16 protein-coding genes and 2 tRNA genes are annotated in these 19,868 nt (G+C 39.7%); 8 read left to right on the forward strand and 10 right to left on the reverse strand.

Annotation, left to right across the window (positions count from 1 at the left end; translation table 11 throughout):
• Positions 1-44: 44 nt before the first annotated feature.
• From FTT72_RS05995 to pyrC, 7 genes are all read right to left on the reverse strand, one after another.
• Positions 45-197 (reverse strand): hypothetical protein, encoded by a 153-nt coding sequence (locus tag FTT72_RS05995; protein ID WP_180004134.1) that lies wholly within the window; start codon positions 195-197, stop codon positions 45-47.
• A gap of 65 nt (positions 198-262) precedes the next feature.
• Positions 263-1,030: a hypothetical protein gene (locus FTT72_RS06000; RefSeq protein ID WP_180178029.1), complete on the reverse strand. Its 768-nt coding sequence runs from the start codon at positions 1,028-1,030 to the stop codon at positions 263-265.
• A complete protein-coding gene (locus FTT72_RS06005) occupies positions 1,027-1,863 on the reverse strand; it encodes a hypothetical protein (protein WP_180178030.1) in 837 nt (278 codons plus the stop codon). The genes FTT72_RS06000 and FTT72_RS06005 overlap by 4 nt, the downstream gene beginning before the upstream one ends.
• Positions 1,864-1,922: 59 nt before the next feature.
• A complete protein-coding gene (locus FTT72_RS06010; RefSeq protein WP_180178031.1) occupies positions 1,923-4,460 on the reverse strand; it encodes a TonB-dependent receptor plug domain-containing protein in 2,538 nt (845 codons plus the stop codon).
• A 201-nt stretch (positions 4,461-4,661) separates the two neighbouring features.
• A tRNA-Glu gene (locus tag FTT72_RS06015) sits at positions 4,662-4,737 on the reverse strand.
• 20 nt (positions 4,738-4,757) lie between these two features.
• Positions 4,758-5,417, reverse strand: coding sequence for a ribonuclease T (rnt, locus tag FTT72_RS06020; protein ID WP_078192915.1), 660 nt, complete (start codon positions 5,415-5,417; stop codon positions 4,758-4,760).
• Positions 5,402-6,436, reverse strand: a complete 1,035-nt coding sequence (pyrC, locus tag FTT72_RS06025; protein ID WP_111885770.1) for a dihydroorotase — start codon at positions 6,434-6,436, stop codon at positions 5,402-5,404. Before pyrC ends, rnt begins: the two co-directional genes overlap by 16 nt.
• A 151-nt stretch (positions 6,437-6,587) precedes the next feature.
• Here pyrC and FTT72_RS06030 point away from each other — a divergent pair, with 151 nt between their 5' ends.
• Positions 6,588-7,844: a diguanylate cyclase gene (locus FTT72_RS06030; protein WP_180178032.1), complete on the forward strand. Its 1,257-nt coding sequence runs from the start codon at positions 6,588-6,590 to the stop codon at positions 7,842-7,844.
• 82 nt (positions 7,845-7,926) lie between these two features.
• Here the strand turns inward: FTT72_RS06030 and argG are convergent, their stop codons facing one another.
• Positions 7,927-9,270 (reverse strand): argininosuccinate synthase, encoded by a 1,344-nt coding sequence (argG, locus tag FTT72_RS06035; protein ID WP_078189146.1) that lies wholly within the window; start codon positions 9,268-9,270, stop codon positions 7,927-7,929.
• 619 nt (positions 9,271-9,889) lie between these two features.
• Here argG and lldP point away from each other — a divergent pair.
• The 7 genes from lldP (at position 9,890) to FTT72_RS06070 (ending at position 18,815) form a co-directional block, all read left to right on the forward strand.
• Positions 9,890-11,557: an L-lactate permease gene (lldP, locus tag FTT72_RS06040; protein ID WP_180178033.1), complete on the forward strand. Its 1,668-nt coding sequence runs from the start codon at positions 9,890-9,892 to the stop codon at positions 11,555-11,557.
• A 32-nt stretch (positions 11,558-11,589) separates the two neighbouring features.
• Entirely contained in the window at positions 11,590-12,333 is a 744-nt protein-coding gene (lldR, locus tag FTT72_RS06045) for a transcriptional regulator LldR (protein ID WP_180178034.1), read from the forward strand.
• 2 nt (positions 12,334-12,335) lie between these two features.
• Positions 12,336-13,490 carry an FMN-dependent L-lactate dehydrogenase LldD gene (gene lldD, locus FTT72_RS06050; RefSeq protein ID WP_078192909.1) on the forward strand — a complete coding sequence of 385 codons (1,155 nt, stop codon included), beginning with the start codon at positions 12,336-12,338 and terminating at the stop codon, positions 13,488-13,490.
• A 323-nt stretch (positions 13,491-13,813) separates the two neighbouring features.
• Complete coding sequence (gene dld / locus FTT72_RS06055; protein ID WP_180178050.1) at positions 13,814-15,505, forward strand: D-lactate dehydrogenase; 1,692 nt, start codon at positions 13,814-13,816, stop codon at positions 15,503-15,505.
• 181 nt (positions 15,506-15,686) lie between these two features.
• Entirely contained in the window at positions 15,687-17,723 is a 2,037-nt protein-coding gene (locus tag FTT72_RS06060) for an NADPH-dependent 2,4-dienoyl-CoA reductase (protein WP_180074327.1), read from the forward strand.
• An 87-nt stretch (positions 17,724-17,810) separates the two neighbouring features.
• Positions 17,811-17,900, forward strand: a tRNA-Ser gene (locus tag FTT72_RS06065).
• A 702-nt stretch (positions 17,901-18,602) separates the two neighbouring features.
• Positions 18,603-18,815 carry a hypothetical protein gene (locus FTT72_RS06070; protein WP_078189132.1) on the forward strand — a complete coding sequence of 71 codons (213 nt, stop codon included), beginning with the start codon at positions 18,603-18,605 and terminating at the stop codon, positions 18,813-18,815.
• A gap of 54 nt (positions 18,816-18,869) precedes the next feature.
• Here FTT72_RS06070 and FTT72_RS06075 read toward each other — a convergent pair whose 3' ends face one another.
• Positions 18,870-19,163, reverse strand: a complete 294-nt coding sequence (locus FTT72_RS06075; RefSeq protein ID WP_180178035.1) for a hypothetical protein — start codon at positions 19,161-19,163, stop codon at positions 18,870-18,872.
• A gap of 166 nt (positions 19,164-19,329) precedes the next feature.
• Positions 19,330-19,686 (reverse strand): hypothetical protein, encoded by a 357-nt coding sequence (locus FTT72_RS06080; RefSeq protein WP_180178036.1) that lies wholly within the window; start codon positions 19,684-19,686, stop codon positions 19,330-19,332.
• Between the last annotated feature and the right edge of the window lie 182 nt (positions 19,687-19,868).

Here is a 19,868-nt window from a genome sequence, read left to right on the forward strand (position 1 = left end):
ATAATACTGATCTAAAATTTAAATCTTTAGCACTGACCATTAGATTAATGGTCAGGAGTTTGATATTCGGCTTCGGAGGTTGCAGGTACTTGAGTTTGTTCGGTTACAGGGGCTTTGTTGTCATCGCGGCTCACAATATACAGATAGAGTGCAGATGGAAATAAGATGGCTAAAACCAAGAGCAACTTTTTAAACATAGGGTGTTCTTACATCAAAATAGATCAAGCTGAAGTATAAACAAAACCAGTCAGGCTGTAATTAATTAAAGTTTACGGTTTTTCTGTTCTAGATTGGACAGGATGACTTGGTAAATGTCGGGGTAGTGTTGTTTAAAGTTCCGTTGTTGCATGATCGTGATGGTTGAAGCATTTGGCTCAACACCCAGTTTTAAAATTTTTTGGGTTAAAGCGAGTTGTGGGGAGCGACCATCAAAATGTGTATTCAGTAAGTTACCATCGGTATATTTTACTGTGAGTCTAATATTAAGTAGATAATCAAAAACATTAGGCAAACCAAAACCGGCAGCTTTGTAGAGTAAATTATATGTTTCTGCACGATAGCCACGGCCGTATGTTTGATGTGCTTTTAATAATCCTAATGCATTATAAAATTCTAATTTGGCAATAATTTCTTGTTCATTAATAGAACCATCGCCATTTTTTAAAATCCTATTGATGGTGTTAAAAGTCACATCGTTTGAGCTGGGTTTGCAATCAGCAGCAATCAGTCGCTTGATATCTTGAAGTGGAAGTATAAGATGCGCTGTGTCACACATTTTTTTAACTTCTTTATTTTTCATTTTACTGCTTTGAATATTTTTATTTTCAAATTCCTGCACTATGGCTGACCAACCATATATGTTTATAAACTTATAATAACGAGATGCATCATTTGTCATCCCTTTGATCTTTTTAAAGTCGTGAATGTTTTTCACTGATGGTGCATTGGTAGAGAGATTTTGTGGTAATGGAGCATTTGCAAAGCAATGCATACTCATTAGCAGGCAGCTGGTAATAACGATGTTTTTCATGGTTTGTGTGCTTTTAATAAATTGTAAACGTCAGGATATTTGGTTGAAAAGTCATTCTGTTCCATTTGTTTATAAACGTTACTATTGGGCTCGATTCCTGCATTCAGTAGTTTTTGAACCAAACTCACAGAAGGGTTACGGCCTTTGATATTGTCTAAAATTAAATTACCATCCACGCCCGTGTAATCGACACCAATACTCAGCAAATAATCAGAAACGTCTTCAAGCCCCCAACCAATTGCTTGGGCTTGCAAAGAGCTTTTTTCTTCATACGGGCCAAATTTATACGTAACGTGTGTTTGTAAAACATTTTCCGACTTGTAGAGTTTTAATTTTTCAATGATTTCGTTTTGATCTATTTTGCCTTCTGCATTGGTTAATACGCCATTAATAATCATAGAGGATGAACGACCATTGAGTGGTTTGCAATTTGCTTTAAATAAGCGTTTGGTTTTATCGGCAGTGCTTTGACTCAGTGCAATTTCGCAAAGTTTTTCTATTTCCCCTTTAGGCATTTTACTTTTTAGGATGGTTCCATTTTCAAAATCACGAACGATTGACTCCCAACCGTATTTACTTGCTGTTCGGTAATACTGTATTGCTTCTTCGCTCAATTTTTTGGTTTTTTTCGCTTGTATTTGAGTGTCATGATCGTTGGTTTCGGGAATAAAAGATTCTTGGTCATCATTCAATGCTGTTTGATTTGTCTGATTGGCATCGTGCTCAACAGTATTTGAAAGATTTGTCGGTAGGCTGGCTTCGGGTCTAAAAATGTAGATGAAGATACCGAGACATACTAGGCACAGGCCAAAGAGTAAGATTATTTTTTTCATGTTTTAGTCTATTTTAAAATGAATCAAGAGCGTTTTTAAGGCGCTCTTGATAGGGAAGATTAAAATTTAAATGTGACATCAGCAATGAACTGTCGCCCAATTTCAGATCTAAGTCTGTTGGTCGACTCACTAATACCTGGGGTGGTATAGATATTATGTCGATTGGTAATATTGTTAATGGTTAAACCGAATATTGCTTTGAGATCTTTAGCGAAATTGAAATCATAAGTGGTACGCATATCCCAACTAAATCGAGGTCTAATCGTATCTGTAGCATAGGCTTCCAACAGGACACCATCATGCTCAACTTTGTTTTTTAGTTTATACGTATCTTTATATTCAGATTTGTAGCTTAAAAAGTTATTAATCTTTAATGGTAAATTTGAAAACTCAATGTCCCAACCAAAACGAGCAGTCCAAGGCTGATTGAAATTTTCAACAGGACGTTCATTAAATTGGATGAGGCTGCCGTTAAAGATAATATTGCGATCTTCAGCAGCGGTATTACTGTTAACGTTATATGACTCAGAATAGTCTAAATAATTTTTTTCCGATTCAGTGTAATCAAAGCCAAAGTTAAACCCGTGCAGAGAGTTTTTATAAACGACTGGCAGCGTATTTCTGAGTGTGAGTGTGTAAATGTCAGCTTTTGCTTTACCACTATTGCTATATTCAAAATGATCGATGGTGTTACTGGTTGTTGGATCAATAAAACGATTTTTTGTGATTTCATCTTTGCTATCGCGATTCACCCATTTCAGACCAAGGTTCCAGTTTTTAACTTGGCTATTAATGGCAAACACAATTTCGTCAGCATAAGGGGTCTTTAAATTGGCACGTTGAATATTGGAATTAGCTAATATTAAATCTGATAACCCAGTTTGAGTCCAATAGTCTTCAGTTTGATTTTTTGTGCGTTTTAAATTGTATTCCAAAAATGCAAGTTGATCTTGCAGTTCAGTGGCTAAGGTATAGTTTGCATAATATCGATTCCATCCCGTAGTGAAGGACAAAAGATCATTTTTTAGCGGTTTATAGTTAAAGGCAGTACGAGGTGCAATATTTAAATTTTTCGACAAGCTGTCATAATCTGCACGTAAACCTATACGCGCTGAAAAATTATCCCAAGTCGATGTGTTTTCAATGAAGGTATGCACACGTTGTTGGTCAATATTAACTTTACCTTTTTGATAATACTTGCCATTTGTTTGATATTGGTCTTGATAGTTATTTTCATCCGTTGCTTCATCACAAAGAATATCACCTGCCGTACAGCTAATGCCTGAACTAGATGTAAAAGTCTTAGGCTGATTATACATATAGGCATCGTTAGGCCGTTCCCATGCAACTTTAGAATAGTCATAGCCCATACCAAAGCTTAATTGTTGCATGCTGTTGCCAATCTGAATGGTATCAAAAGCATTTTTTAGACTATACGAAAATGTATCTTGGTGTAATTCAATATCACTACTTGTGGCACCTTCACCAGGATTGGAACTCCAGTTTTTAGTTGGTGTTTGCTTCCAAAGAATGCCGGTAGTTGAATCATTTTCACGTGCTTGGCTTAGCGTTTGATAGCTAATATTTTGTTTTAATGTTGAATTATTGAGTTTACTTTCTAATTCACCAAAAAATGTCAGCGTTTCTGTATTGCTAATACTTTTTGAATTTATTCGCTTATCAACGAAATTTAGACTGTCCAAATCCCCTAAATCAAAGCCAAACTTCGCTTTGGTTGTGTCCGAAGGTGTGTAAAAAAGGGTAGTCCCTAAGTTGATATTATTACGCTCGCTTTTGACTTTACTGCGATCTTCTAAACCACTCATTACTGGAACGATGGATTCACGTTTAGAGGCATAACTATTGATGCCCCATTGTTCAGAGAGTTTGCTGTATAGGTTCAGGCTTAGGCCGTGTTTTTTATATTCTTTATTATTTGATGATGTTGGATCTTCAAACTCTGCAGCTTCTTCTTCATCGGTAAAATGATAACGTGACCAATCACTTTCCGTGTAGTCGTAAGTGACGGAGCCGTGGATTTTGCCAATTTCAGTATTTGGGGCACAAGTTTCAGCATTTACTACACCACCTGTAAATTCGCCGTATGCTGCAGAAACATTACTATCGATCAATTCTAATTTACAAATTAAATCGGTGTTTAGAGCCATCCCTTGTGAACCACCATCAAGCTTGCCTGAATAGGAGTCTCCGCTTGCCAGAGGGTCAAGGTTATTGGTGGTATTGACGCCGTTAATTACAAATTTATTTCGGTAAGTTTGCGCGCCGTTAATAGATATCTCGGATGGTCGTAGCTCAGCCTGTGAATCTGCAGAACGTTGTTCACGGCTAAACTGCACATTTGGATTAACTTTTAAAAAGTCTGTGATATTTTTCGAACTATTCGGCGTTTTTTCTAAATCTTCTTTGGTGTAGATGGTTTTACCTACTTCTTGTTTGGCTTTGACTTCAACTTCAATCGGCGTCATTTTGAGGTTATTGCTTTGAATAACTTGAGTTGAATCAATTTCATTGGCATAAGCTTGAAATGCTAAAGCAGTCAAAATTGCGAGATTGAGGGGAGAATAGGCAAAGCGCATGGCTGTCAACAATTATGCAGATTAAAACGATAGCGATTATCATTAACCTTATAAAAATAATCAATAGAAATGAGAATTATTTGCAATAAGTGATTTTTTAATACACAGCGAATTCAATGAAAATTTTGAATAATCAGAAGAGATGGTGATGTGTATTCAATAGACTTGAATAATCAGCTTGGAGAAAGTCTGAATAAGAATTGGCGTCCCTACGGGGATTCGAACCCCGGTTACCGCCGTGAAAGGGCGATGTCCTAGGCCTCTAGACGATAGGGACGTTTAGAAGATGGCGGTATCTTATTGATCCGCCATCATAGTGTCAAGTAGGTGAGGGCCGAGTTTGTTCAAAATATAGCAGAACAGTTCAGCGGTCTTCTGAGTATCGTAAAGTGCAGAGTGTGCTTCTTTGCCATCAAACTCAATACCTGCCTGAATACATGATTTTGCCAGCACAGTTTGTCCAAACATTACAGCGCTCAAAGTCACTGTATCGAATACGGAAAAACTATGGAAAGGATTTTGATTTTTTGTCCCTGTACGTGCAATCGCTGCCTGTACAAAACCTAAGTCAAAATGGGCATTATGACCAACTAAAACCGCGTGTGTGCAGTTCTGTTGGCGACGTACTTCATTCACTGACTTAAAAATACGTTTTAATGCTGATTTTTCATCTTCAGCCATGGCCATACGCATCGGATTAAATGGATCTACACCAATAAAATCCAGTGAACGACGGTCAAGGTTGGCACCTTCAAATGGATTGATATGTGCATGGTGGGCTTCACCCGGTACAAAATTACCTTCTGCATCATACACAATAGGAATCGCTGCAATTTCCAGTAAGGCATCGGTCTGTGAATTAAAACCTGCTGTTTCGACATCGACAACAACAGGTAGGAATCCACGGAAACGTTGACCAATGACTGGTCGAGTTTCATCTGTCACACTTTTCTCCATTGGATGGTCTTACCCGCATACAACGGAATAATTTTTTCGCCATCCAAGTAGTCTAAACTTTCAGGGATCACTTGATCTTCTTTTACCAAAGTAATGGTATTGGTATTTCGAGGGAGTCCGTAGAAGTCTGCACCAAAGTGGCTTGCAAAACCTTCTAAACGGTCGATTTTACCGACTTGATCAAATGCTTGAGCGTATAGCTCAATTGCTGTTGGTGCACTATAACATCCTGCACAGCCACATGCATTTTCTTTAGCATTTTTTGAGTGCGGCGCACTGTCTGTACCTAAGAAAAATTTAGGGTTCGCACTGGTCGCGACTTCAAGCAAAGTTTGCTGATGGGTTTGACGTTTTAATATCGGTAGGCAATAGAAATGCGGTTTAATACCACCCACCAACATATCATTACGGTTAAACAATAAATGTTGCGGTGTGATTGTCGCAGCGACATTACGGTCTTGTTCTAATACAAAATGCGCAGCTTCACTTGTGGTGATGTGTTCTAGCACCAATTTTAATTTAGGGAACTGTTTTAACAGTGGAGAAAGTACTTCATCAAGGAAACGTTTTTCACGGTCAAAAATATCGACATGGTTATGTGTCACTTCACCATGTAACAGTAATGGCACTTGGTGCTCTTCGAGTTGCTCAATCACACCATAGACTTTACTAATGTCGCTGACACCACTGTCTGAGTTCGTGGTTGCACCCGCTGGATAGAGCTTGATGGCATTAACATGCTCAGATTCTTTAATTTTTTTAACTTCACTTGCAGGTGTGTTGTCTGTGAAATAGAGCACCATGCGCGGGTCAAAGTGAACGCCTTCAGGAACATGTGCCATGATACGTTCACGGTATGCATTTGCTTCTTCAACGGTTTTTACCGGTGGTACGGTATTTGGCATACAAATCGCGCGAGAGAATTGTTGTGCTAAATCAGGAACTGTACGCTTTAGGGCTAGACCGTCACGTAAATGTGCATGCCAATCATCTGGCTGAAGAAGAGTAATCGTATTCACAGCGATTCCAAGCTTGGAAATAAAACAAATGATAATGCAAATAATGTGAAAATGGTAACGAGATTTATGTACAAATGACTGAACAGATATAAATAAAGAATAAAACTGTGGTATTTTTAAATGACTAAAAGAATTAGATAAATGCTTGGAAATGGAATACAAGTATAACCTTGCAAAGTTGCAATACGATAAAGAAAAAATAGAGGAACTGATTACACGGCAAACTCGTCGTGTAGGGGAAATGTTTCCTAAAAAACTGGAAACTCAATTTTGGACTTTAAGCCTCGATCGTGCGCAAACCAACATACGTCATTTTTTTTGGATGGGAGTGTTGATCTACTTTGTGCTCACGATGCTGATCATTCCCGGAGATTACTGGATAATTAATCAACAGCATTTTGTGCATGATTTTATTCGTTGTTTGCTTGGTCAGCTCAATGGTGCGCTGTGTCTTTTGGCTTTATATACCTTTGCCCGTTACGACCGTCTGAAGCCTTATTTTTCACTTGCCAGTATGTTTGTGGTGTTTTGGGCTGTTATTTCAATGTCTTGGCTCACCATGACCGTGTATACCGAAGCACTTAAACATCAGGCCATGATGATCCTTTGTATGATTTACATCTTGAGCTATATTTTGACGGGGGTAAAACCGGTCCAAATGTTGATGTCTGGATTGTTGGCTGCTGTGGTCACCATGTTGATGCTTTTTTCATTAGAAGTGAAATTTGATGTGATGGTGTTGGGGCGTGTACTGATTGGAAGCTGTGTATTGGGTTTTGCAATCAGTAAGATGCTCTGTGCGCGTGAACGGATGATATTTTTGAATATGCTGCGCGCGGATATTAGTGAAAAAATCCATCGTATTCATACCACAGAGCTTTTACATTTAAGTCAGCATGATGAATTAACCAAGATTTCAAACCGACGTACTTTTGATGAAATGCTTGATACCTTTTATGAGCAATCTCGACGTAATAACACCTCGCTTGCTGTGCTATTTATCGATGTTGATCATTTTAAAAACTATAACGATTTCTACGGTCATCAAAAAGGCGATGATGTAATTTCAACCATTGCCAAAACCATTAAAAATGCCATTCGACATATGGATTTTGTAGCGCGATATGGTGGTGAAGAATTTGTGGTTTTATTGCCTGAAACCGATGCGCATGGTGCTTATGCGGTAGCGTCAAATATTTATAAAGCAATCGATCGTTTAGAAATTCCACATGCCAAATCACAGGTTTCAAATCACGTCACTATTAGTTTGGGTATTACGGTATATCGTGCTGAAAATATGACGAAGGATGAACTGTTAAATATTGCCGATCAGGCGTTGTATCGTGCGAAACAATTAGGCCGGAATCAAATTTACTATCAGTCGATTCGTTCAGCACATGTGGCTTAATGTTTAATAAAATTGAGAACTTCTCTGAAATCGGCAATAAAAAACCGCGCAAAATGCGCGGTTTTTTATGACTCAACAAATCTTATTTGTTTTTGTCTTTTAATTGAGGCACTGCAGAACCTGTACCTACTGCAAGTAAGCCAGAGTTTGTGTAGATACCTAATTTAGCGCGAGTATCTGTGATATCCAGGTTACGCATAGTCAATTGACCGATACGGTCAGCAGGACTAAACATAGAGTCACCTTTCTCCATAGTTAAACGCTCAGCTTCATAAGTGAGGTTAGGAGATTCAGTGTTTAGAATAGTGTAGTCATTACCACGACGAAGTTCTAAAGTCACAGTACCAGTGATTGCTTTAGCAACCCAACGCTGCGCAGTTTCACGAAGCATTAATGATTGAGAATCGAACCAACGACCTTGGTAAAGAAGACGACCTAAACGCAGACCGTTAATACGGTATTGTTCGATGGTGTCTTCGTTATGAATACCAGTCACTAAACGTTCATAAGCGATATGAAGAAGTGCCATACCCGGAGCTTCGTAGATACCACGAGATTTTGCTTCAATGATACGGTTTTCGATTTGGTCAGACATACCTAGACCATGACGACCACCGATACGGTTAGCTTCAAGAATAAACTCAACTGGGTTTTCGATGCGTTTGCCATTTAATGCAACAGGGAAGCCTTCTTCGAAAGTTACAGAAACTTCTTCAGCTTTTACTTCTACGTCATCTTTCCAGAACGCAACGCCCATGATTGGGTCTACGATTTTGATACCCGCATTAAGGTATTCAAGATCTTTTGCTTCGTGAGTCGCACCTAACATGTTTGAGTCAGTTGAGTACGCTTTCTCTTTTGACATTTTGTAGTCAAAACCATTGTCGATCAGGAACTGTGACATTTCTGCACGGCCGCCTAGCTCGTCAATGAAAGTTTGGTCTAACCAAGGTTTGTAAATTTTTAGCGATGGGTTAGTCAACAGACCATAACGATAGAAACGTTCAATGTCGTTACCTTTATAAGTCGAACCGTCACCCCAGATGTTTACGTCATCTTCTTTCATTGCGGTTACAAGCATCGTACCTGTAACTGCACGACCAAGAGGAGTCGTGTTGAAATAAGGCATACCACCAGTTGAAATGTGGAAAGCGCCACATTGAATAGCCGCAATACCTTCTAAAGCAAGTTGTAAACGACAATCAACTAAGCGAGCTTTAACTGCGCCATACGCTTCCGCTTTTTTTGGAATCGCATCGTAGTCGTCTTCATCAGGTTGACCTAAGTTTGCTGTGTAAGCATAAGGTTCTGCACCTTTTTGTTTCATCCACAAAAGCGCAGCTGAAGTATCTAGACCACCAGAGAAGGCAATACCAACTTTTTTGCCAACTGGGACATTCTGCAAGATAGTTGCATTATCAGTCATTGTTAATCCTAACGATATAAATATAGGCACCGAGAATGGGTGGCCTGAAAGAATACATATATGTGCATGATTGTAGCACTTTTCTGCGGGGTTTTTCTAAAAAATCATGAGATACAAGCGATGAGGTAGAAAAAAATGATCGTTGAAATCTATTGATGAATACTTCATCCAGTTTTTGCAGGCGGAAAAGGCATTTTCTGAAAGAAATAGGTTGCACATATAAAGAAATCTATTTGATTTAAATAAATGGTCATACCAATATGGTGTTGATTTGGTTTTTATACTTTTCATTGAAATGAGACTGAGGTCAAACAAAGCGTGGTTATTAGACTAAAGTATATTTTATAAAGTTTAGTTGTAAATAATAAATACAAAACAGATATTTAAAAGTTGATATGGAGGTTTTTAAACGGAAAAATAATGTTTTTGTATTTCATATTGGTCATACCAAAAACAAGAAAAGCTTGAATGATTGAGTTGAAATAATTAAAAATTGCGGAGTATTTCAGCAATAGTATGAGTTTTTATGTCTTTGATTTTTATATTGGTCATACCAATGATAAAAAGACTACATGCTGATATTGCTCAATAATTAAATCTTAGTAAGCATTTCAAGGAGATGACAATGCTTCAATGGCAGCAAATATATGACCCAATGGGGAATATATGGATATCAAGTTTAATTGCGCTCATTCCGATTATCTTTTTTTTCTTGGCGCTTGCTGTATTTCGTTTAAAAGGCAGTGTGGCAGGTACGATCACCGTTGTACTGGCACTTTTGGTGTCTTTATTTGCCTATGACATGCCTGCGCTTATGGCATTGGCTTCGATGGTCTACGGTTTTTTCTACGGTTTATGGCCGATAGCATGGATCATTATTGGTGCGGTGTTCCTGTATAAAATCTCAGTCAAAACAGGGCAGTTTGACATCATCCGTTCTTCGATTCTTTCCATTACTGAAGATCAACGATTACAGATGCTGTTAGTTGGCTTTGCTTTCGGTACTTTCCTAGAAGGTGCGGCGGGTTTTGGTGCCCCTGTGGCGATTACCGCAGCACTATTGGTAGGTTTAGGCTTTAAGCCTTTATATGCGGCAGGTCTTTGTCTGATCGTAAATACAGCGCCAGTGGCTTTTGGTGCGATGGGTATTCCAATTATCGTTGCTGGGCAAGTGTCTGGTGTTGATACGATGGAAATCAGTCAGATGGTTGGTCGACAGTTGCCATTTATGGTACCGATTGTACTGTTTTGGATTATGGCGATTATGGATGGTTGGCGCGGTGTGAAGGAAACTTGGCCTGCAGTTGTGGTTGGCGCGAGTAGCTTTGCGATTGCACAGTACCTAACGTCGAACTTTGTCGGTCCTGAATTACCAGATATTACTGCGGCGATTGCGTCTTTAGTGTCATTAACGATTTTATTTAAATATTGGCAGCCTAAACATATTTTCCGCTTTGCAGATCAAGATGCGGCGATGAGTGAAGATGTTGCTGCACAAAAACAGCAAAAATATAGCTTGGGTCAAATTGCAAAAGCGTGGTCGCCATTTGCGATCTTAACGGTGATGGTCACGATCTGGAGTATTAAACCCTTTAAGGATTTATTTACTAAAGACGGTGCCTTACATGATTTAGTTATTTCGATCAAAGTGCCATTTTTACATCAATTGGTTCAAAAGATGCCACCTGTCGTACCTGAAATGAAGGACTACGATGCCATCTATAAATTTGATTGGTTTTCGGCAACAGGTACGGCAATTGTCATTGCTGCGATCATTACCATTATTTTCTTAAAAATGAAGCCTAAAGACGCGATTGTGACCTTTGGTGAAACCATTAATGAATTAAAAATTCCAATTTATTCGATTGGGATGGTCTTGGCTTTTGCATTTATCGCCAACTATTCAGGGATGTCGGCAACATTGGCATTAGCACTTGCGCATACAGGCCAAGCCTTTACTTTCTTCTCGCCATTTTTAGGATGGCTTGGTGTATTCCTCACAGGGTCAGATACGTCCGCCAATGCACTATTTGCAGCATTACAGGCAACCACTGCACAGCAAATTGGAGTACCAGAAGTATTACTCGTTGCTGCCAATACCAGTGGTGGTGTGACTGGAAAAATGATTTCACCTCAGTCAATTGCAATTGCATGTGCAGCAGTTGGTTTGGTGGGTAAAGAGTCGGATTTATTCCGTTTTACCGTAAAACACAGTATAACGTTCACAATCATGATGGGGATTTTAATCACCCTACAAGCTTATGTGTTCCCTTGGATGATTCCATAACACGCATTGTGTAACAACGTTAAGGAAAGCAGATGAAAGTCTCTGATAAAACTGTTCAAAGTCTTCGTGTATTGATTGAAGAAAGCAATATGCAAGTTGGAGATCGTCTGCCTGCTGAACGGAAACTGTGTGAACAACTTGGCGTCTCACGCACCTCTTTACGCGAAGCGATTTCTCAATTGACCAGCATGGGCGTGTTGGTCAGTAAAGTGGGTGCGGGGACGTTTTTAAAGCAATTACCTGCGACTTGGTCGAGTTATCAAATTGTGCAGCCCATCAGCAGTTTGATTAGTGAAGACCCTGCCTACCGTTTTGATGTGCAAGAGTCGCGCATTATTTTAGAAGGTGGTACCGCATGGTATGCGGCACAACGTGCTACAGCAGAGGACTTGGCACATATCCGACATTATTATGATCAGATCAATCATTTTCAGGCTTTAGGCAATGACGCTGAAGCAGCGCGTGCAGATGCCAAATTTCATTTAGCAATTGCTGAAGCATCACATAATTTAGTGTTGATTCAGATGATGCGTGGTCTATTTGATCTGTTGCAATTTAATGTCGTTTTAGGTCGTCGAAAAGTTTATAGCGAAGCACACCGATTTGATCAATTGCATGATCAGCACTTTCAAGTCATGAATGCAATTGAACGTCGTGATCCTGAAGCTGCACGTAAAGCAGTCTGTGGACACATTGAGTTTGTAGTACAACAGGTGCGTATGATTGATGAAGAAGAAGCTCGACGTCAGCGTGCCAGTCGATTAAACAGGATATAAGCATGATTATTTCTTCTGCCAATGACTACCGTGAAGCGGCACGTCGTCGTTTACCGCCATTTTTATTTCATTACATTGATGGCGGGGCGTATGCCGAATATACCTTAAAGCGTAATGTAGAAGATTTATCAAAAATAGCGTTGCGTCAACGTGTGTTGAATGACATGTCACAGCTGAGTCTAGAAACCCAACTGTTTAATGAAACTTTATCGATGCCTGTGGCTTTATCACCTGTGGGTTTAACAGGGATGTATGCACGCCGCGGCGAAGTTCAAGCAGCCGTTGCCGCAGATAAAAAGGGCATTCCATTTACGCTGTCTACCGTTTCAGTTTGTCCAATTGAAGAAGTGGCGCCAGCGATTCAGCGTCCCATGTGGTTTCAGTTGTATGTGCTACGTGACCGTGGCTTTATGAAAAATGCCTTAGAACGTGCCAAAGCAGCTGGCTGTTCAACTTTGGTGTTTACCGTGGATATGCCTGTTCCGGGCGCGCGTTACCGTGATGCGCACTCAGGGATGAGTGGCCCAAATGCAGCAATGCGCCGTTATATGCAGTCGTGTTTCCACCCACATTGGGCGTGGAATGTGGGTTTATTAGGTCGTCCGCATGACTTAGGGAATATTTCTAAATACTTGGGCAAACCAACAGGTCTAGAAGATTATATCGGCTGGTTGGGGAATAACTTTGACCCATCGATTTCATGGAAAGACCTTGAGTGGATTCGTGAATTTTGGGATGGCCCGATGGTTATTAAAGGCATACTTGACCCTGAAGATGCCAAAGATGCTGTGCGTTTTGGTGCAGATGGCATCGTGGTGTCAAACCATGGTGGTCGTCAGCTCGATGGGGTTTTATCATCAGCGCGTGCATTACCGCCAATTGCAGATGCAGTAAAAGGCGATATTAAAATCCTTGCGGACTCTGGTATTCGAAATGGTTTAGATGTGGTGCGTATGCTGGCTTTGGGTGCGGATACCTGTATGCTCGGTCGTGCCTTTGTTTATGCGCTCGGTGCAGCAGGTGGTGAAGGTGTTTCCAATCTTTTAGAACTGATTGATAAAGAAATGCGTGTTGCGATGACGTTAACAGGTGCAAAAACCATTGCGGATATTACATCTGATTGTTTGGTGAAGTTAGAGAAAGAGTTGGCTGGGTGATTTTTTGAATAGATCTCTTGGGAAAGTTATTCGTTATCAAAAAAAATTAAAAAATGAAAGTTCCCTCTCCTTGTAGGAGAGGGTTAGGGAGAGGTATTTATTGATTAATTAATTCTCCTAACCCTCTTGTGTAGCATTGCTACTCATCCCAAAGGGAGAAGGGATATTCATTATAGATTTTAATAACAATGACTAAAAACTTTTGATATGTGCAAATAAACCTACGTTGTTTAAATTATTTAAATCAATATTTTTTATTGCATAACAATGCAATTCCTCTTTAGCGAGGAGAGAAAATAATGAAAATGGAAAATTCTACGAGCATGCAAAGTCAATCATCACAAACCATTCAAAACTTTATCAACATCGTCGGTAAGCAACACGTTTTAACTGAAGATAAAGACACACGTTTATACCGCCAAGGTCGCCGTTACGGTGCAGGAAAAGTATTGGCTGTGGTTACACCGGGCTCTTTGCTTGAGCAATGGCAAGTGCTGCAAGCGGCTGTGGATGCAAATTGTATTGTGATTATGCAAGCCGCCAATACAGGTCTGACAGGTGGTTCAACGCCGTTTGGTGATGACTATGACCGTCCTGTGGTGCTGATAAGTACACGTCGTTTGGTTGGCATCCAAGTGATTAATGAAGGCAAGCAAGTGATTTGTCTACCGGGTGCGACATTAGACAAACTTGAAAAAGATTTGCTGCCATATAATCGTGAACCTCATTCGGTGATTGGTTCTTCGTGTATTGGGGCATCGGTTTTGGGCGGTGTATGCAATAACTCAGGGGGTGCTTTGGTACGCCGCGGTCCTGCCTATACAGAGCTTGCACTGTATGCACAAGTGAATGAGTCAGGTGAGTTAGAGTTGGTCAATCATCTAGGTGTCAATCTTGGCAATACGCCTGAAGAAATCCTCACAGCGCTGGAAAATAAAAATTATCAAATCAATGACATTGTGAATAATTCTAGTTGCTGTGCATCAGATCAACGCTACTCACATGATGTTAAACAAGTCGATGAAAATACACCTGCACGTTTTAATGCAGATCCGAGTCGACTATTTGAAGCATCAGGTTCAGCGGGTAAAGTCTGCGTCTTTGCCGTACGTTTAGATACCTTTGAAAAAATTCCTAGTCAGGTGTTTTATGTGGGAACCAATTCGCAAGATGATTTAACAGAAATTCGTCGTTTTCTATTAAAAGATCTTGCACGCCTCCCGATTGCGGGTGAGTACATTCATCGCATGGCATACGATATTGGGGCTGAATATGGCAAAGATTCTTTTGTATTTATTGAAAAATTTGGCACTGCAAAAGTTCCTGCTGCTTTTGCCATGAAAGATAAAGTCGATGGCTATTTAGAAAAACTGGGCTTGCGAGGTTTGTCGGATAAAGTCTTGCAGCTGGTGACTAAATTTTTGCCGAATCATTTGCCAAAACGTATGAATGAATTTCGTGATTTATATGAACATCATTTGATGATTCGTATTGAAAATCAGGATGTTGATCAAGTTGATGCGTATTTGAAAACGTATTTTTTAGATAAAACCTCAGGCAATTATTTTAAATGTACGGATGAAGAAGGTCGTAAGGCATTTTTACATCGTTTTGCGGTGGCAGGAGCTGCCATTCGTTATCGTGATACGCATCGTTCAGAAGTGGAAGACATTGTTGCATTGGATATTGCATTACGTCGCAATGATCGTGAATGGGTGGAAACTTTGCCGAACGCCATGGATGAGCAAATTATCCATAAACTCTATTATGGACATTTTCTCTGTCATGTTTTTCATCAAGATTATATTGTGAAAAAAGGTGTAGATCCTTTGGCAATGGAACATGCAATGTGGCATTTACTCGATGATCGTGGTGCTGAATATCCTGCGGAACACAATGTTGGACATTTATATGTGGCTAAGCCTGCATTAAAAAATCATTATCAAAAACTGGATCCGACTAATAGTTTTAATGTCGGGATTGGACAAACCAGCAAGCTGAAACATTGGAAATAATGCTTTTAAAAACAACATGCCGTGATGTGAAAGTTCACGGCTTTTTTATGAGTGAATAATTTATGCGTAACACGGTATTGACCATAAAGGCGAAGAATATTTTCTAAATTGTCATCCCAAAATATAAAAAAAACGCTAAAGTGTTATGCAACAAGTTGCAAAGCCAAAATAAGGATTCAGCATGACAACGACTAGCTATGCAAATATTTTAAAGCCTTTACATTTGGGTTTTACCACGATTAAAAACCGTGTCGTGATGGGGTCCATGCATAGTGGGCTGGAAGATCGTTTTTATAATTATCCTAAGCTTGCAGCTTATTTTGGTGAGCGTGCGAAAGGTGGTGTCGGCCTGATTATTACAGGCGGTATTTCGCCAAACCGTCAAGGTTGGCTGTTACCTGCTGGCGGTACCATGAATACGTTAGGTGATATCGCTCCGCATCGCTTGGTGACCCATGCCGTACATAAACATGGCGCCAAAATTTTAATGCAAATCTTGCATGCTGGGCGTTATGGCTATCAGCCTTTTGCAGTGTCAGCAAGTCCGATTAAATCTCCGATTTCACCGTTTAAACCGCGTCAATTAACGGACAAACAAATTCTTTCAACCATTGATGATTATGTCAAAACGGCAAGTCTTGCACATAAGGCCGGCTATGATGGTGTTGAAATTATGGGTTCAGAAGGCTACTTGTTGAATCAGTTTTTAAGCCGTCATGTCAACCAACGGACAGACCGTTGGGGCGGTGAAATTGAAAATCGTATGCGCCTTGCGGTTGATATTGTGAAATCAATACGTGCTGAAGTGGGTGAGAAATTTATTATCTGCTTCCGTTTGTCATTGCTTGATTTGGTTCATGATGGGAACACCATGGCAGAAGTCATTACTGTTGCTAAAGCATTGGAAGCAGCAGGTGTGACGTTGCTGAACACGGGGATTGGCTGGCATGAAGCACGTATTCCGACAATTGTGACCTCAGTGCCTCGCGCAGCGTTTGTGGACTATACCGCTGAAGTCAAAAAACATGTTGCGATTCCTGTCATTGCGTCCAACCGTATCAATATGCCAGATACAGCTGAAGAAATTTTAGCTTCAGGCAAGGCAGATATGGTGCAAATGGCGCGTCCATTCTTGGCAGATCCATTTTGGGTAAATAAAACGGCGACCAACCGTGTCGATGAAATTAATACGTGTATTGCCTGTAACCAAGCCTGTTTAGATCATACTTTTAAAAATCAGCGTGCGACGTGTTTGGTCAATCCACGAGCGGCATATGAAACAGAATTGGTTTATTTAAAAACCAAAAAACCGAAGCGTATTGCAGTCGTCGGTGGTGGCGTGGCAGGTATGTCTGCTGCAACGGTAGCGGCAAGCCGAGGTCATGCCGTGACTTTATTTGAAGCTGGTGCAGAGGTGGGTGGTCAATTTAACTTGGCAAAAGTCGTTCCCGGTAAAGAAGAATTTCACGAAACGATTCGCTACTTTAAAGTTCAAATCGAAAAAACGGGTGTTGATTTGCGTTTAAACACGCGTGTAAACCGTGAGCAACTTGAACGTGAAGGGTTTGAGGAAGTTGTTATTGCAACTGGTGTGGTTCCTCGCAGCTTAAAAATTGAAGGTAGTGATGCACCGAATGTCTTGTCTTATGCAGAAGTGCTGAAGGGCGCAGCTGTGGGGAATAAAGTTGCTGTGATTGGTGCAGGCGGCATTGGCTTTGATGTATCTGAATTTTTACTCAAACCACCACATCAGCCACAACCAATGCCTTTAGCGGATTGGCAGCGGGAGTGGGGTGTTGATCCAAATCCAAACTATGTAACAGAAGGCGGTATGCAGGCTGCTGAGCTCGAACCTCCTGTTCGAGAAATTTATTTATTACAACGTAAAACAACTGCACTCGGTGCAGGGTTAGGTAAAACATCAGGCTGGGTACACCGTGCACAATTAAAGAAAAATGCGGTTCGTATGCTGCGTGGTGTTCAATACAAAGCCATTAGTGATGAAGGGCTTTGGGTTGAACATGCAGGGCATGATCAATTATTACGTGTAGATACGATCGTTGTTTGTGCAGGTCAGGAATCGGTAAAGCATTTGATGCCCGAACAGGGTGAGAAAACCCTTGCCAATTACCATATTATTGGTGGTGCAAAACTAGCAGCAGAGTTAGATGCGAAACGCGCAATACGTGAAGGTGCGGAGCTCGCGGCTAAACTTTAAGGATTTGGCGAAACAATATTCATTTGAAAGGTTTTGTTGTAATTTTTACTTGTCAGATGAATAAAACCTCCGTATTATGGCGCACATGGAAGCGTGGCAGAGCGGTTTAATGCACCGGTCTTGAAAACCGACGAGGGCGCGAGTCCTCCGTGAGTTCGAATCTCACCGCTTCCGCCAAATTCAAAAAAGCCCCTGTAGTGATACAGGGGCTTTTTTTATCTTAGATTTAAATTGGAGATGGTAGTCATTACATACCAGTGTTTTTAATAATGTCAGAAATGAATTTCAGGCATAGCATTAAGTCAAGTATTGATGTCAGCGTATTTACAGGCTGAATTGAAAGTAAGAAAAAAGAATAATGGTTTATTGATATTATTGAATTTTATTTAATGGCTGAGTTATTCACAACACTCCCAATCAGTGGGCAGAGCTATGATCGCTTATTTTGAAAAAATATCAATTGTATTTTATTTGATCAAATGTTTAGAAGTGTCACGACCCCTTGGCAAGGGATAAAAAAGTGCTATATTTAAATCACAGTAGGTCATAAGCAAGACGCTACTAATAGGTTGGACGGATCAATGACAGCTCGTTGAGTTTAGTAATATTTAAGATGTTTTTGAATATTACAGACAAGAAATCAGCACTAGCCTTCCAACATAGAGCCCGCAGCAATGCGGGCTTTTTAATGTCTTTCAAAATGTGAAAATATAGTGTTTTTGTCAAACAATAATTAAATAGTCAATCTATGTTATTGATATATATTTACTAAAGTAAAATAAGTTTACATTGCCATGAAATCTAACATTTACAAAGCAGGTTGTTGCGTAAAGGTGTGATATAAAAAATTCAATTATTAAAACAAGTAGAGACGTCACTATGACACAGATGATCGATATTAAAGTGAAGGACCAATTTAGTCAGGTTTATGAAGCACAAGCTTTGGTGCGTAATCCTTCAGAAGAAGATTCAAGAGCGCTGTTTCATCGCATTGAACATATCATTATTGCAGGTGAAATCATCCTACCCAGTATCGAATTACTTTTTGAAAGTCAAAAATCGGACAGTATTTACAAGCTTTTAGAAGCTTAAATTGAATGAATAAAAAACTCACCTTAATGGTGAGTTTTTTTTAGAGATAGAACTTTAAGCTATTTGATCTGCTTTAAATTGATTCAAAATATAAGACAGTAACTGATAGCGTGTCATCGGGTTGCTAGAAGACAGTTCAACGTCTTGTTTACGTACTTGGATTTCTTGAGTTAAAACACCAGCTTGAAAACGTTGTACGATCATATGATCTTTTGATACATCATGGTCGGTCAGCACCAGTTTTGGTCCAAGGTGCAAATGTCCAATCGCATCTAGACATTGTTCAATGCTGCTATATAGGTTGAAAAGGATGAGTGCCTGATCATTAGAATAATTGGCTAAGTTCATTTTTATTATCCATGGTCAAAAATTATTGAGCAGGAATAGTGTATACGAATTGAGCAACATTAATCTGTATGGATTATTTTTCATTTAATGTCTGTCTAGCTAACTTTGGTTAAATCATTGAGACAGCTTAAATCTTTATGAAAAATAAGTTGGAATTCGCTTTAAATTAAAGCGGCTTGAATAGCAATGGGACATCATAACGGGCAAATTCTTCAATGATACTGTTTAAAACCAATTGAGCTTGAGGTTCCGCTGCTGTAAAGGTGAGTTCTTGGTTCGTTTGGCTGTTGAAGCATTCAACTTGTTCTATACGCCAAATTGTTTCAATGGCTGTATTTTGAATGACCACCCGTCGAGGTTGTAATTCATCACTAATTTTTCGTGGCATGACATAGGTAATGGCCAATTGAACATTAGGCAATTCGTCTTGTGAGGTTAAGAAGGTAAATACCCAATTGCCAATTTTGCTGAGTTGCATAGGATTATCGAAAGAATCAAATTCTAAACAAAACTGTTGTGACATTGACATGCTCAAACGCTAGGAGGTCGGTTTTATTCTTGCGATTTTTTACTGTTGATTGACATTAGGGGAAGGTCGTATAAAACAGTGGTTAAAACCATAAAAGAAATAAGTGAATATATAAAATTAATGAAATTCAATTTCTTATATTGATATATGGGGAAAATAACTCACCTCATTAAGTT

The sequence above is a fragment of the Acinetobacter sp. YH01005 genome (genome assembly GCF_013420465.1).
Classification (GTDB): domain Bacteria; phylum Pseudomonadota; class Gammaproteobacteria; order Pseudomonadales; family Moraxellaceae; genus Acinetobacter; species Acinetobacter amyesii.